The organism is Aliihoeflea sp. 40Bstr573 (assembly GCF_024105655.1).
Classification (GTDB): Bacteria; Pseudomonadota; Alphaproteobacteria; order Rhizobiales; family Rhizobiaceae; genus Aliihoeflea.
This window is the reverse complement of the sequence record NZ_JAAAMH010000005.1, coordinates 143,760-157,517: the sequence shown is the minus strand read 5'-3', so window position 1 is coordinate 157,517 and position 13,758 is coordinate 143,760. Positions and strand designations below refer to the sequence as shown.

Here is a 13,758-nt window from a genome sequence, read left to right as displayed (position 1 = left end):
GCGATCAAGCCATGCCCCAGCTTCGCAGGCTCACCCACGTCTTGCGATCGAGCCGGTAGCGCTCGACCGGAACCCGGCCGGCGACCTGCGAATCCAGCATGCCCTGGCCGGAATATTGGAAGCCGCACTTGTGGATGACGCCGCGCGAGCCGGCATTGATCACACGGCACGAAACGTGCAGCACGTCCACCGGCGTCGCCCGGAAGGCAAGGTCCACCAGCGCGTGGGCGGCTTCGGTCGCATAGCCACGGCCCCAATAGGGCTCGCCGATCCAGTAGCCGAGCTCGAGCCCGCGCGCAGTGGCATTGAGCCCTGCGCAGCCGATGAAAGCGCCATTGGCGCCGAGCGCGATCGCATAGGTGCAGCCTGCATCGCGCTCGGAACGCGTGAAGTCGAGGAATTGGCGCGCCTCGACGGGGCCGTAGGGATGCGGCATGCGGGCGAGCATCTCGGCGACGCGGCGGTTGTTGGCGAGTTCGGCCAGTTCATCCAGGTCGTCTTCATGCGGCGGGCGCAGGACCAGCCTTTCGGTGACGAGGACGGGGCAGTCGAGCCGCCAACATTCCTCCTCGAGGTCTTCCTTTTCCACAACCATGGGTCTTCCTCCAGATCAAAACGGCAAAAGGGGAGATGGCGACCCATCTCCCCTGATGTTTTGTTCTGGCTGAGCCAGACACCGGACCCGAGATGGGGCGCCGGTGTTATGGTGCGGAACCGGCTACTCCGCTGCGTCCTTGAGCGTATCCACGGATACGTAGGTTCGGCCGTTGGCTTTGCGCGCAAACGACACGACGCCTTCTTGCATCGCAAAAATCGTGTGGTCCTTGCCGAGGCCGACATTGGTACCCGGGTGCCACTTGGTGCCGCGCTGGCGAATGATGATGTTGCCCGCAATGACGGTCTCGCCACCGAACTTCTTCACGCCAAGGCGCTTGGACTCCGAATCGCGACCGTTGCGCGAGGAACCGCCAGCTTTCTTATGTGCCATGGGAGTTCTCCTTTATGCCTTGTTCTTATTCGCCGGCTTCGGCAGCTTCGGTCTTGGCGGCCTTCTTCGGCGCCGCCTTCTTGGCGGCTTTCGGCTGTTCGTCGCCAGCCTCTGCCTTCGCGGCCTTCTTCTCGGAAGCCTTCTTCGAGGGCTTGGCGCCGTCGAGCAGAATTTCCGAGATGCGGACCGTCGTCAGGAGCTGACGGTGGCCGCGCTTGCGGCGCGAATTCTGGCGGCGGCGCTTCTTGAAGGCGATGACCTTCTCGGCGCGGTTCTGGTCGATGATCTCGGCGGAAACCGAAGCGCCCGACACGAGCGGCGCACCGATCGTCACGTCGTCGCCACTGCCGTGCGCGAGCACGTGGCCGATCTCGACGATGTCACCGATCTCGCCTTCGACGCGACCGATTTCCAGAACCTGGTCGGCGGCGACGCGATACTGCTTGCCACCGGTCTTGATGACTGCGAACATTTTTTGTCCTTTCTGTTCGGTTCCGGCTCTGAATGCGCGAACACCCGGCCGGCTTCTTGTTCAGTCGGTTGATACTGTCCCTGCGGGCGATTTTTCCAGCAAAGAACCGGCGCGGCGAGACGCCACACCGGATTTTCGTGGGTGCTCATACGTCAGCCCGGCACTGAAGTCAACGCAATCCGCCCTCTGCCGCGCTTTCGCAGCGGCGACCAGTTCGTCGACAAAACCACTTGTGCCGATCCATCACAATGGGTATGTGTGCGCCGCGCTCGAAAGAGCGAACCACGCCCCGCGGAGAGGTGGCAGAGTGGTTGAATGCACCGCACTCGAAATGCGGCATGGGTGCAAGCCCATCGGGGGTTCGAATCCCTCCCTCTCCGCCACTTCAGTCCTTGAGTGGGCACTGCGTTTACGCCATTGCCCGCCATCAGCGCCTGGAGTAGCCGGGGCTTCGATCCCATGATGCGGACCTCACCCTCGGCGACCTCGACGCGCTGGGCGAGTGCGCGAAGATGATCGCGGCGATAGCCGCCACCGTCCAGTCGAATGCGTTGACGCGCGGTCCTGGCGAACTTTCGCAGCATCTGCGCCGTCACGGCTTTCTGGCCCGAGTTCTGGAGCATGGCCCGTGCCCGGTCGGCATCGACCATGGCCTGATCGCGGATGGCCTTGAGGCCGTCGATACGGTCTTTCAGCGCCGGGTCATCCAGGTCGGCGACGCCCGCCTCTATGGCGTCGTACAGACGCTTGAGCCGCAGTTCTGATTCCGCCGCCCGCTTGTTCAGTTCCGCGATATGTTCGCGGCGGCGTTCGGCATGTTCCTCCCTGCGGTCGAGGACGGCGGCAAGGATGACCTCCAGCCGCTCGGCCTGGAGCAACTGCGTCTCAAGGTGATTGACCACCAGGTTGTCCAGCTTCTCCATCGGCACGGCCATGCCCTCGCAGGCGGTCGGCCCCTGCCGCGCCTTCATGGAACAGGCATAGTAGCGGTAGCGCCCGCCCTTGCCGGTGCGGATGGTCATTGCTCCGCCGCACTTGGCGCAGTGGATCAGGCCGGTCAGCATGGTCGGGCCGCTGACGACACGGGCGGGCATGACCTTGGGATTGCGGGCCTTGAGCAGCTTCTGCACGGCATCGAACGTGTCGCGGTCGATGATCGGCGGAACGGGAACCGTGACGATCTCGCTCGCCGGCTTCAGTTCCTTGGTCTTGCTGCGTTTGTTGAACTCGTGCTCGCCCATATAGGTGCGGCGCGTCAGGATGCGGTGAACCTGCCCGATGCCCCATCGCCCGCCGTCGCGGGTGAAGATGCGGCGGCTGTTGAGGTACGAGACGATGTTCTTCACGCCCATCTGGCCGGTGTTGCCATCACCCTCCAGTGCGAGACGATAGATCAGCCGCACCGTGTCGGCATGGAGTGGGTCGATCTCCAGCTTCTTCTTGACCTTCGCGCCGCGCTGTTCGGCCGCGACGGTGCGATAGCCGATAGGAGGCAGCGAGCCGTTCCAGAAGCCTTGCCGGGCGTTCTCCTTCAACGCCCGCATCACATGCTTGGCGTTTTCCTTGGACTGGTATTCATCGAACAGCGCCATGATCTGCCGCATCATCACATGCATGGGATCGTCGCCCATTTCCTGTGTGATCGAAACCAGCTTCACGCCGTTCTTCGCCAGCTTCCTGACATAGAACTCCAGCTCAAAATGGTCGCGGAAGAACCGGCTGAACGAGTGGACCACCACCACATTGAAGGGTGCGGGCTTCGACGTGCCCGCCTCGATCATGCGCTGGAACTCGGGGCGGCGATCGTTGGTCGCCGACGCGCCGGGCTCAACGAAGGTCTCGACCAGTTGTAGCCCGCGGGCCTCGCAGTAGGCCTCGCCCTGCCGTTTCTGGTCGGGAATGGAGACATCATGTTCGGCCTGCCGCGCCGTCGAGACGCGAAGATAAAGCGCGGCGCGCAGCATCACACGAGGCTGAGATCTGCCGCAACTTGATACTGACTCGGGTTTCATGGCGTTTCTCCCGACAAGAGGCGCTGCGCCGTCGCAACAGGCAGATAGAGAGTATTGGGCCGATCGGTCAGCGCCACGAACCCGAAGGCCGCGTAGAAAGCTGCAGCTTTTTCGTCGATGGCGTCGGCGAATATAGCATGAGCGCCTATCGGCGCCTCAGTGACCGTCTTGATCGAGTCGAACAGCAACGCCTCGCCGAGTCCAAGCCCGGCATAGGACTGGTCGCGGCCAAGCCAGCCGATCAGCACAGCCGGGACGGTCGGGTAGCGCGGCAACCGGCTTGCCAGCGGCTCGGGCACGGCGGTCAGCGGGACATTGCTCGATGACAGCGTGTAGAAACCCGCGATCCGATCGGTCTCAAGGTCGCGGGCGACAAAGCAGGTCGCGTATCGGCGCTTGATGTCCTGCGTGACAGCCTCGCGGAAATAGCGATCGATCCGCTCGTTGCCGCACGAGAACGTCTTGCGCTGGTGAGCCTTGGAAAGCGCCTCTATCGCAAATTTTGCATTCACCGGGGCGCGATCAGGTCAGCATGGCGTTTGGCGGCGCGGGCAAGGCGGGCGTTTGGCGCGGGCGGATCGATCAGCGCCTTGGCAAAACGCACCTGATCCTCCACAGCCAGACGCAGCACGTCGGAATCTTCGACCGTGCGGCGGGCATCCTCACCCGCCGTCGCAACAAGATAGCCGGTCAGCGTCATGCCGCGCAGCCGTGCAGCACGCTGCATCTGCTCGTAGACATGGACAGGCACGCGCGCCTCAAGGCGGGCGGTTTCGACGTCGCTTGCAGGTCTGGGCATGGTTGAACTCCTTTCCAACATTATGTACGGCATATTGCCGGATTAATCAAGGATCGGATTAGCTAGATAATTCATCGAACAGGTCGCCAAACCAGCGCTCGAATACCTCGATCTCGGCGTCTGTCACCATAACGGGGTTCGGCCAGTCGTCGGTGACGGTCCATGTGCTGAGGTCGTGCCTGGGCGGCCTGCCAGGGAACGGCCATGGATAGCCCAGCAATTCCTCAAGCTGCGCCGATGCTGTGGGCCGCGTCTTGGTGCTCGGGGAAAGGGAGGCATCGTCCGCCCCATGATGCTCCGAACCGGCAGACCCACTAGCGTCAGCGGACTTCATTGGCTTCACATCCCGGTCGCCATCCGACTGGATCGGCTACCCAGCGATCGATTTCAGATTCATGCCAGCCCGCGCCGTTAACGCTGATCCTGATCTGGGTGGGGAACGTGCCCTCGGCGATCTTGCGGTAGATGGTCGATCGGGACAGGCCGGTGCGGGAAAGAACGGTATTGAGGCGGATGATACGGTCTGGTTGGCGCATGGTCGTGCTGCCTCCTGCTGGTCGTTTCTGGCGGTCGTCGAGACCAGACAGGACGCGCATATGCAGAGGCGCAAGGGAGATTTTCTCGTTGGCGTACAACGGCGTAGAGACGGCGGCAAATAGGATGGCTTATGATCCCAGCCTTCGCCCTCTGCCGAAGTCGATTCCGTGCGTCAAAGCGAGTTCACGCCCAAAGTTGCGACCTGATTCGCTCCCAACGGGAAGGTTTCCTGAGACCTGGGACGATTGATCCAAGCTGCGGATCGGATACGCGGCTAGCCAGCGTCGCCATGCGATACGAATTGGCACGACCAAATCGGGCTTTCCGGTGAGGCACAAACAACGTGCCAAAGCGGGATCTCCCGTGCAGAGCGTCGAAGACGGCGGGAATTTTTCGATGACCGCCTCGAGCGTATCTTCGAACCGGTTCCGCGTGAGGCGTTCCTTATGACTTTATTGGATGTCGATGCCGAGTTGGGGCTTGCGATCGGCGAGGAGGGACTCCATTTGCGGATCGCGTTGGCGGCTCTTTGTCATGTCGCCCATCACCGCTCCGCGTCGGATATCTCAACTTCCAGCCCAAAGTTTCTGACTCGCAAGTGCCGCCCCCTCCGATAGAGACGCGAGTTTCAGCCAAGCGATTTTCGGATCGACGGGCAGGAAGTTGGCAAAGGTTGCGAATCCGCAATCGGTCCCCGCTATCACCCTATTTCGGCCGACAATGTTTGCGAAGCGGACGATCCGTTCGGCAACGAGTTCCGGATGCTCTACATAGTTTGTGCAGGTGTCGATGACGCCAGGGATGAGCAGTTTGTCTTCTGGCACGGCGACCTCGTCGAAGATGCGCCATTCATGCGCGTGGCGAGGATTTGCTGCTTCAAACAGCAAAGCCTCGGCATGCAGACCGAAGATCAGATCGATGATGTCGGCCAGCGGCACGTCATGATTGTGCGGTCCTTCATAATTGCCCCAACAGAGGTGCACACGAAGCCGGTCGGAGGGAATGTTGCGGGTGGCGTGATTGATCGTCTCAACGCGCAGGGCGACCCGTTTCCGGAAATCCGCGATGTCGAGCACCTTGTGTCCGACATGCCTTCCCATAGCGAGATCGGGCGAATCGATCTGAAGCAGGAAGCCAGCCTCGTGAACGGCTTCGAACTCGGGGCGCATCCCCTCCGCGAGCGCCTCAATGTAGGCGTCGTCGTCGGGGTAGAATTGATTTTCAAGAAAGATCGAGATGACCCCGGGTGAAGCCGCGCTGATGAAGGCGTCGGTGACGGAAACGTTCTCTGTGGCTGCACGGAGATTGCCGATATCTTCCCTGACAGCTTCTTCTCCCTTGTAGCTGATCGTCGCTGTGCAGGCTGGCATTGCGACATCGAGGCCCTTCAAGGCGTGGGCGGCGAACTCGGGAACATCGGTCAGATCAGCGATCGCGATGCCAGAGCCGACGCCGTCGAAGCCACTCAAGCGATCCTTGACGTAGGTCGCGTAGCCAATCTTGTTTGTCTCTCCGTCGCTGACAATGTCGATGCCAACCTCCGACTGCCTGCGAACAACGTCGATGACAGCTTCGCGAACCAATGCGGCAAAACTCTCATCAACTCCCTGAGTTTCTCCTCGATCCTGGCGAGCGAGTGCGTCGGCAAGCCATTCGGGACGGGGCAAACTTCCCGTATGGGTTGTCAGAATTCTGTCAGTGCTGCGCTGCATGGTGAGATTCCTCATTCCTGGCTAAGCAAAATCGAATGTGCCGAGACCGAGGTTACCCCCTCTTTGATGACATGGTAATGAAATGTTCTCAGTCTAATCATCTCATTTAATGAGTGAGTCGCAGTCACCAAATGCCGAACTATCCGGAACCTGAATTGCGTACTCGAAATCCAGCAGGGGGCGAAACGTCCGCATGAAGCCAATCGCTAACTCGAGCCCTTCGCTCGATATTGAAGCCATCCTTGACACAGGTGCGGACGCATTACTGCTCGATCTCGATGGCACTCTAACAGTGGGGGACGGCTCAGTTTGCGGTGCAAAGTTCCTGCTTGATCGGTTCAGCGGACGCTATGCAGTGATCACAAATAATTCGAGCGACCTGCCTGAAACGATCTCCCGACGCCTCTATCGATATGGGCTCGCGGTTCCGCCGTCACTGATTTTTACCGCAGGTATGGCCATGATCGAGCACCTCGCCGAGAACGACGCATCCAGTCTCGTTTTCCTCTCGCCGGAGTTACGCGCTCATGCTCTCGCGCGCGGCGTAACGTTCGTTGAGGATGAAGCGGAAATCGTCGCGATAGGCCGGGACACGAGCTTTGACTACTCTGCGCTTACGCGAGCTGCAAATTCTGTTCGACGTGGTGCGAAACTTGTAGCATCGAATCTCGACGACAGACATCCTGGAGCAGCGGGCAGCGTTGTCCCCGAGACAGGCGCATTGGTTGCCGCCGTGCTTGCTGCGGCCGGACCCCAATCCGTTACGGTCATCGGTAAGCCGACACCACACCTAGCCGAGCATGCGCTCAGGGTTCTTGGCTATTCAGCCGCCCGCTCCGTCGTTGTGGGCGACAATTTGGCAACCGATGGCGCTCTCGCCGATGCCATTGGTGCTGCCTTCGTACCCGTGACGACATGTGCTCGCGTTGCGGTCAAAAGCGTTTTTCGGAAAGAACACGCGCGCTGAGCTGTAATTTTTCAGCCGAATGTTCAGGACGTCCCAAGGCACAGCAGGACACCAGAGTATCGATGATCGCGAGCTGTGCAACGCGACTGGACATCGCTTCCGGACGATAGCGGGTCTCGTTTGCGACGGTGTGAAGGACAACGTCGCAATGACGCGCGAGGGGCGATTTTCCCAGCCGTGTGATACCGACGGTCATGGCCCCTGCCTCCTTCGCCAATCGAGTGGCCAGCACCGTTTCCACTGTACTGCCGGAGTGAGAAACGGTGATCGCAGCGACTTCAGCCGAAGCCATTGCCGCGGACACGGCCTGCACGTGTGAATCCACTACTGCCTTGGCGTCGAGGCCAAGTTGAAGAAGACGGTATGCAAGGTCCTGAGCGATCGGAGCTGAAGAGCCAATGCCGTACACCTCGATACGTCGGGCGTTTTGCACAATCGCGACGGCACGTTCCAGCGCCTCAAAGGACAAGAGTTTGCGTGTTTCTGCAAGAGAAGCCGCATGTGCACTGAAGATGCGCTCGCCGACACGTGTAAAATCATCCGTCTCCTGGAGGTCTTCCTGGATGAAGCGAACCGGCTCGACCAGATCGCCTGCGAGCAGGATCTTCAGGTCCTGGAAACCGCCGGCTCCGACGCGACGGCAAAGACCAACCACGCTACCCTCGCTCGCGCCAGTCTGCTCTGCGAGCTCGGTGATGGACATGCGGATCACCTCCTCGGCATTGGTCTCGATGAAGTCAGCGATCCGCCGTGCAGTCGGTGGAAAGTCTTCCCGCAGATGCCGGATGCGCGCGAGCATTCCGTTCTGAACAGGTTTAGGAGGTGCAGAAGACGACGGCCGATCTGATTTTGACATAATGCCTGCTTGGCAGATTCATCACGTGAATGCACGATAAAGGCAGTAGGGAGAACCCTGCTGCCTTTATCTCAGGGTTTGCGAGGATAGCAGCTGTTCAGTCGATCTCGACGAGCGTTTCGACTTCCTGGGCCACCTGCGTTATGCCTTCCTTCGGATTGACTTGTCCGGCGACAACAGCTTGCAAGCCGTCGCGAATGACATCGATGATCCTCAATGTGTTTTGACCAGGAAAGGCGTACCATTTGAAGATGAAGGGGATCTGCTCCACAGAGGTCTTGAAGTTCGGGTTCGCATCGTAAAAGGGCTCAAGCCTTTCTGTACCTTCTGCATGCATCGGCATGTAGCCGGAGCCCTCGACCATGATCGCGGTACCGACCGGGCCTGCCGCAAACATGGCATATTCATAAGCGGCCTTGGCCGCTGCGGGATCATCCGCGATGATCATTGCGGCATTGCCACCCGACGGCAGATGACGCTCGCCCGTCGAGCTTTCAGGCCAGAATGCCGTTCGCATGTCGAAGTTCGCTTTGTCCTGGACGCCGGCCAGCCACGAAGTGGACGAGAAGTAGAAGCCGACTTGTCCCGCGATAAACGACTGCTCTCCCTGCTGGCGCGTCCAATCCTCCATTATTCCCTCATCGACGAATGAGCGGATCAGGGTGACGGCCCGCTCACCTGGTTCGTCAGCGAAGGTCACCCGGGTTTCGGCCTCGTCCATCATGGCTCCGCCCTCCGAATAGACGAGAACCTGGAAGCCCCAATTGCCGGTGATGAGATAGTCATAAAAAAGGCCGGTCGTACCAGGCACAGCCGCTTCGATCGCTTTGGCTGCCTCAATCACCTCTGGCCACGTCGCTGGAGGCTGTGACGGATCGAGGCCGGCTTGTTCGAAGAGGTCGGCGTTGAAATACATGATCGGCGTGGAGATGGCGAAGGGGATGGCCATCTGCCTGTCGCCGAAGCGACCAAGGTCCATCATCTCCGAGTAGTAACCGCCTTCTTCCTGCCAACGTGGGTCCTCGGCGACGAAGTCGCTGAGGTCATAAGCGTGCTCGGCGTCGACGAATTGCCTGATCTGGTTGACGCCCTGGAAGGAAAGAGTCGGAGCATTGCCCTGCGGTATACCGATGAGCGTCCGCTGGACGAGTTGCTCGTAATCCGGCTGCGGCGCTTCGAGTGTCACCGTGACGTCTGGAAACTCTTTGTTGAATTCGGTGATGATCTCTTCGTGGATCGGTCGAAAGATCGCGCCGTAGGGGTAGGCGAGGGTGATCTCCACCTCCTCGGCCGCGGACGAAGTTGTCGAGGTGCTAAACGCAATGGCAGTTGCTGCAAGAATTCCAATCAGATGTTTCATTTACCGTGCTCCCTTGTTAAACGAATGGAAGGCATCAACCTTTGATGCCCGAAAGCGTGACGCCTTCGACAAAGCGCCTTCGCGCGATCAAAAAGGCGATTACGAGCGGCATCACGATGAGGGTGGCGGTCGCCATCATGGCGCCAACCTCCGTCCCTCCCTCGCTCGAGGCGAAGATCGAAATGCCAAGTGGCGGGGTGGCCCGCTCGATCGACGTGACGACGAGCAGCGGCCAGAAAAAGTCGTTCCAGTGCGTAACGACGGAAAAGATTCCGAACGCGGCCAGGGCGGGAAAAACCTGCGGGACCACGACGAACCATAATGTGTAGACTTCCGATGCGCCGTCCATGCGAGCCGCGTCGATCAGATCCTGTGGAACGGTTTTGAAGCTTTGCCGCAGGAGGAAAATGCCGAAGGCGCTTGTCGCGAACGGAATGATCAAGGCGGCATAGGTGTCGAGAAGACGGGCCTCGGCCAGCATCATGTAGACCGGAATCGCAGTAACCTGCGGCGGAATGAGCAGCACGGCCAACACAGTCGACATGATCAGGCCACGCAGTTGGAAGCGTTTGCGCGCAAGAACGTATGCGGCAGGCACGATCGTCAGATACTGTAGGACCAGGATGCCCAACGTGACGACGATCCCGTTGATCACGAACGTTCCGGCATAGCCGACGGTCCAAGCTTCCACGTAGTTGGCGAAATCCCATTCTCGAGGCAAAAACGCGATGTCGGGCGTGAAAATCTCGTTCTCGGGCTTCAGCGAAAGGCTGAGCATCCAGACAAATGGCAGCAACATGACAATGCCGCCGGCGGCGAGGGCAAGATTAACGAGAATATTTCGCAGTCGCATCACACCCCCTTAGCTGTAGTGGACGCGGCGGTCGAACACGCGCATCTGGTAGAGAGTGAGAGCGAGCATCACGAGGAAGAACAACGTCGCGATTGCTGCTGCGATGCCAGTCCGAAAATAGATGAACCCTTCCTGATACAGCGTGTGCAGGATGATCTCGCTGGCACCATTGGGGCCGCCCTTGGTCAGGACGCGCACCACGTCGAAGATCTGGAGAGACTTGATGATCGTGATGATAAGCACGAACAGCGCCGTTGGCCCGAGCATCGGCCAGGTCACATGCACGAATCGGTCGAGACCACTTCTCGCCCCATCCATCTGAGCTGCCTCGTAGAGGTGACGGGGGATGGCAAGCAGACCAGCCAGGAACAAGACCATGTAGTAGCCGACAAGCTGCCACATGGAGATGAAACCGATCGTGTAGAGAACCAGATCCGGGTCGTTCAGCCAGTTGATGGGATTGAGCCCGAGTTGCCGCAACACCCATGCGGCCATGCCGACCTGCGGATGAAGCACCCACTGCCAGACGATCGCCATGGCGACCAAAGTGGAGGTGACGGGAAGGAAGAAAACCGTTTGCCAGAACGCGGCCAGGCGCGTCTGCGAATGGATAGCGAGCGCAAGGAGGAGCGCGGTCAGAAAAGAGGTGGGAATAACAAAAAGGTTGAGCTTGAGGGTATTCCAAAGTGTGTCGTTGAAAGCGCCTGAAGCCAGCAGATCCCGATAATTGTCCAGCCCGACGAAGGATAGGGACCGGGCACCCAATCTCCAATCGGTGAAAGAAAGGCCAATGGTGACGAAGGTTGGCAGAATAAAGAAGGCCAGAAGAGCTACGATCGCCGGGATCAGATAGGCTGCATTTGCAAGGATCGGCGCGCGATCCGAACTTTCTGCAGCAACCGAATGGCCGCGTGGGGGCGAGCTGATATTTTCGATCGAGCTCATGCCGCTGCCCTCAGACGCGTGGCACGCAGGCGCGAGCCGTTGGCGTCGAAGAGAAGCGCCCGCTCCCATGCCGGACGGAACGAAACTGTGCGACCCGGCGAAAGACCGATCGCTTGCTCCGGCTGCACCCGAATGCAGATGTCTTTGGCATCCTTCGAAACACGAAGGATCGCCTCGTTTCCTAAATGCTCAATGATATGGACGGGTCCGCTCATTGCATGCGGATGATCCTCAGAACACAGTTGCAATGCCTCTGGACGCAATCCGACGTGTAGCTGTGCGCCGCGCGGCGTCGGTACGCCGTCAATCTCGCTCGGCATCTCCCGGAGCACGATACCGTCAATGCGGCCCTCCTTTCCGTCCGCGTGCAGATCCAGGACGTTGATCTTCGGCAGACCGATAAACTCTGCCACAAAGAGATTGGCCGGATCGTTGTAGAGATCGAGCGGCGTGCCGACCTGCTGAATTCGACCTTCGTTGAGAAGAACGATCCGGCTTGACATGGTCATGGCCTCGCCCTGGTCATGCGTCACATAGAGAAACGTGACGCCGAGCCGACGGTGCAAATCGATAATCTCGGCGCGTGTCGCCGCCCGCAGCTTGGCGTCTAGGTTGGACAAGGGCTCGTCCATGAGAAACAGCTTTGGTTCGCGAACCATCGCCCGCGCCAGGGCAACGCGCTGGCGTTGCCCCCCGGAAAGCTGTGCTGGCTTACGCGCTGTCAGATGGTCGATTCCAAGCAAATGGCACACGGGATCGACGCGTGCGGCGATCTCAGCGTCCACTCGGTGCCGATTGGGGACTAGATGTCTCAGCCACGGCAGACGCAGGACCATCGACTGCTGCATCAAAAGTGGGAAGGCGACATTCTCGAAGACGGTCTTGTGCGGATACAGCGCATAGCTTTGGAAAACCATCGCAATGTTTCGCGCGCTTGGGGAAAGATGCTGGATGGTCTCTCCGCCCATACATATTTCGCCGGCCGTGACGGTTTCGAGGCCAGCAATCATCCTAAGCAAGGTGGTTTTCCCGCAACCCGACGGCCCAAGCAGGCTGACAAACTCGCCGCCCGCCACGTCCAGCGAAACGTCGCGAACCACGTCGGTGGCGCCAAATCGCTTGCTGACTGCGTTCAGGCTGATGCCCGTCATCCTGCATTACCTCCTGCGACCTATTCGCGGCGACCAATTGCAGGCAACGCTTTAGCAGCGTCAGATGACAGTCATGTGTATGTCTCATTGACCGGCTAAAATTTATTGAGCTTATCTCAGCGTGGTGCCATCACGCTGTAACGTTCACGCCTCATCCTGAGGTGCGAACCTGCTGGATAGAACTGGGCTTTCCTCAATGAAAATCGTTCAAATCACCGACCTGCATCTAGCGCCACCCGGTCAGCGCGTGTTCGGTCTCGATCCCTGGGAACGGCTCGATGCCTGCCTGACGGATGTCAACCGGCACCACGCCGATGCAGACCTCGTGGTCTTTACCGGAGACCTTGCGCACAATGGCGAAGAAGTCGCCTACAGCGCTTTGAAGATGCGGCTGCAGAAATTAAAGACGCCGTATCGCCTACTGATCGGCAACCACGACAACCGCGCAATGTTTCGTCAGGTTTTTCCAGAAGCCCCTGTCGATGAGGCGGGTTTCGTGCAATCAAGTTTCAAGACTGAAGCAGGCATCTTCATCTTTCTCGATACCAACGAGATCGGGACCCATGCGGGCCGTCTCTGCTCTCAACGTCTGGCGTGGCTCGACGAGGCGCTTGCGGAACATCCGGAACCGGCGTTTCTGTTCATGCACCATCCACCCTTGCCCCTGCATCTCGCGCCTATGGACGCCATCATGCTGAAGGACGCCAATGCTTTCGATGAGATTCTGACCCGACATGGGCAAGTTCGCCACATCTTCTTGGGCCACGTCCATCGGCCAATCTCAGGGAACTGGCGAGGTATTCCATTCTCATGCCTGCGCGGGACAAACCATCAAGTCTGGTTGGATTTCGAAGTCTTGGACGCCATACCGTGCAGCCTGGAGCCCCCAGCGTATGCAATCGCGTTTATCCAGCCAGACCAAGTGGTCGTCCACACACACGATTTTTTGGATGCGAGCCCGAAATACGCTTACGATCCGGATCTCTCTCCAGACACACAGGTTAAACCGGCTCCGGCGTCAATTTAATAGGTTTGCAATGGACCGAATGGCCTTAGATGGGCGCATAGAAGTCGGCTCAGGCCGCTTTCGACGGCGGCAAATAGGA

The 13,758-nt window shown here is 59.4% G+C and carries 15 protein-coding genes, 1 tRNA gene and 1 pseudogene; 3 read left to right on the top strand and 14 right to left on the bottom strand.

The annotated features are described in order from the left end of the window. Nucleotides 1-4 precede the first annotated feature (4 nt). The 3 genes from GTK01_RS08815 to rplU form a co-directional block, all read right to left on the bottom strand. Nucleotides 5-595 (bottom strand): GNAT family N-acetyltransferase, encoded by a 591-nt coding sequence (locus GTK01_RS08815; protein WP_252925505.1) that lies wholly within the window; start codon nt 593-595, stop codon nt 5-7. A gap of 123 nt (nt 596-718) precedes the next feature. Continuing rightward, the gene (gene rpmA, locus GTK01_RS08810) at nt 719-988 is read right to left on the bottom strand and encodes a 50S ribosomal protein L27 (protein WP_252925504.1); all 270 of its coding nucleotides are present in this window, start codon (nt 986-988) and stop codon (nt 719-721) included. A 25-nt stretch (nt 989-1,013) separates the two neighbouring features. Beyond that, a complete protein-coding gene (gene rplU / locus GTK01_RS08805; protein ID WP_252925503.1) occupies nt 1,014-1,460 on the bottom strand; it encodes a 50S ribosomal protein L21 in 447 nt (148 codons plus the stop codon). Between the two features lie 293 nt (nt 1,461-1,753). Here rplU and GTK01_RS08800 point away from each other — a divergent pair. Then, nucleotides 1,754-1,843 (top strand) — tRNA-Ser (locus tag GTK01_RS08800). Here the strand turns inward: GTK01_RS08800 and GTK01_RS08795 are convergent. From GTK01_RS08795 to GTK01_RS08770, 6 genes and pseudogenes are all read right to left on the bottom strand, one after another. Next, nucleotides 1,814-3,472, bottom strand: a pseudogene (locus tag GTK01_RS08795) (recombinase family protein); the annotation flags it as partial. The gene GTK01_RS08800 and the pseudogene GTK01_RS08795 overlap by 30 nt on opposite strands. Further along, nucleotides 3,469-3,984, bottom strand: a complete 516-nt coding sequence (locus GTK01_RS08790) for a GNAT family N-acetyltransferase (protein WP_252925502.1) — start codon at nt 3,982-3,984, stop codon at nt 3,469-3,471. The pseudogene GTK01_RS08795 and the gene GTK01_RS08790, both read right to left, overlap by 4 nt. After that, entirely contained in the window at nt 3,981-4,271 is a 291-nt protein-coding gene (locus tag GTK01_RS08785) for a DUF1778 domain-containing protein (RefSeq protein WP_252925501.1), read from the bottom strand. Before GTK01_RS08785 ends, GTK01_RS08790 begins: the two co-directional genes overlap by 4 nt. 58 nt (nt 4,272-4,329) lie before the next feature. Further along, nucleotides 4,330-4,605, bottom strand: a complete 276-nt coding sequence (locus GTK01_RS08780; protein ID WP_252925500.1) for a hypothetical protein — start codon at nt 4,603-4,605, stop codon at nt 4,330-4,332. Further along, on the bottom strand, nt 4,592-4,807 hold the full coding sequence (locus GTK01_RS08775; protein WP_252925499.1) for an AlpA family transcriptional regulator: 216 nt from the start codon (nt 4,805-4,807) through the stop codon (nt 4,592-4,594). Before GTK01_RS08775 ends, GTK01_RS08780 begins: the two co-directional genes overlap by 14 nt. Nucleotides 4,808-5,374: 567 nt before the next feature. Further along, on the bottom strand, nt 5,375-6,520 hold the full coding sequence (locus GTK01_RS08770; RefSeq protein WP_252925498.1) for a cobalamin-independent methionine synthase II family protein: 1,146 nt from the start codon (nt 6,518-6,520) through the stop codon (nt 5,375-5,377). Between the two features lie 193 nt (nt 6,521-6,713). On the opposite strand from GTK01_RS08770, the gene GTK01_RS08765 reads away from it, so the two are divergent. After that, nucleotides 6,714-7,487, top strand: a complete 774-nt coding sequence (locus tag GTK01_RS08765; RefSeq protein ID WP_252925497.1) for an HAD hydrolase-like protein — start codon at nt 6,714-6,716, stop codon at nt 7,485-7,487. On the opposite strand, the gene GTK01_RS08760 is transcribed toward GTK01_RS08765, so the two are convergent. The 5 genes from GTK01_RS08760 to GTK01_RS08740 form a co-directional block, all read right to left on the bottom strand. Beyond that, complete coding sequence (locus GTK01_RS08760) at nt 7,453-8,286, bottom strand: MurR/RpiR family transcriptional regulator (protein ID WP_252925496.1); 834 nt, start codon at nt 8,284-8,286, stop codon at nt 7,453-7,455. The genes GTK01_RS08765 and GTK01_RS08760 overlap by 35 nt on opposite strands. 154 nt (nt 8,287-8,440) lie before the next feature. After that, nucleotides 8,441-9,703 (bottom strand): ABC transporter substrate-binding protein, encoded by a 1,263-nt coding sequence (locus GTK01_RS08755; protein ID WP_252925495.1) that lies wholly within the window; start codon nt 9,701-9,703, stop codon nt 8,441-8,443. Between the two features lie 34 nt (nt 9,704-9,737). Next, nucleotides 9,738-10,556 carry a carbohydrate ABC transporter permease gene (locus tag GTK01_RS08750; RefSeq protein WP_252925494.1) on the bottom strand — a complete coding sequence of 273 codons (819 nt, stop codon included), beginning with the start codon at nt 10,554-10,556 and terminating at the stop codon, nt 9,738-9,740. 9 nt (nt 10,557-10,565) lie between these two features. After that, nucleotides 10,566-11,501: a carbohydrate ABC transporter permease gene (locus GTK01_RS08745; protein WP_252925493.1), complete on the bottom strand. Its 936-nt coding sequence runs from the start codon at nt 11,499-11,501 to the stop codon at nt 10,566-10,568. Further along, nucleotides 11,498-12,652, bottom strand: a complete 1,155-nt coding sequence (locus GTK01_RS08740) for an ABC transporter ATP-binding protein (RefSeq protein WP_252925492.1) — start codon at nt 12,650-12,652, stop codon at nt 11,498-11,500. Before GTK01_RS08740 ends, GTK01_RS08745 begins: the two co-directional genes overlap by 4 nt. A 196-nt stretch (nt 12,653-12,848) precedes the next feature. On the opposite strand from GTK01_RS08740, the gene GTK01_RS08735 reads away from it, so the two are divergent. Continuing rightward, nucleotides 12,849-13,679 (top strand): phosphodiesterase, encoded by an 831-nt coding sequence (locus GTK01_RS08735; RefSeq protein ID WP_252925491.1) that lies wholly within the window; start codon nt 12,849-12,851, stop codon nt 13,677-13,679. Nucleotides 13,680-13,758 lie beyond the last annotated feature (79 nt).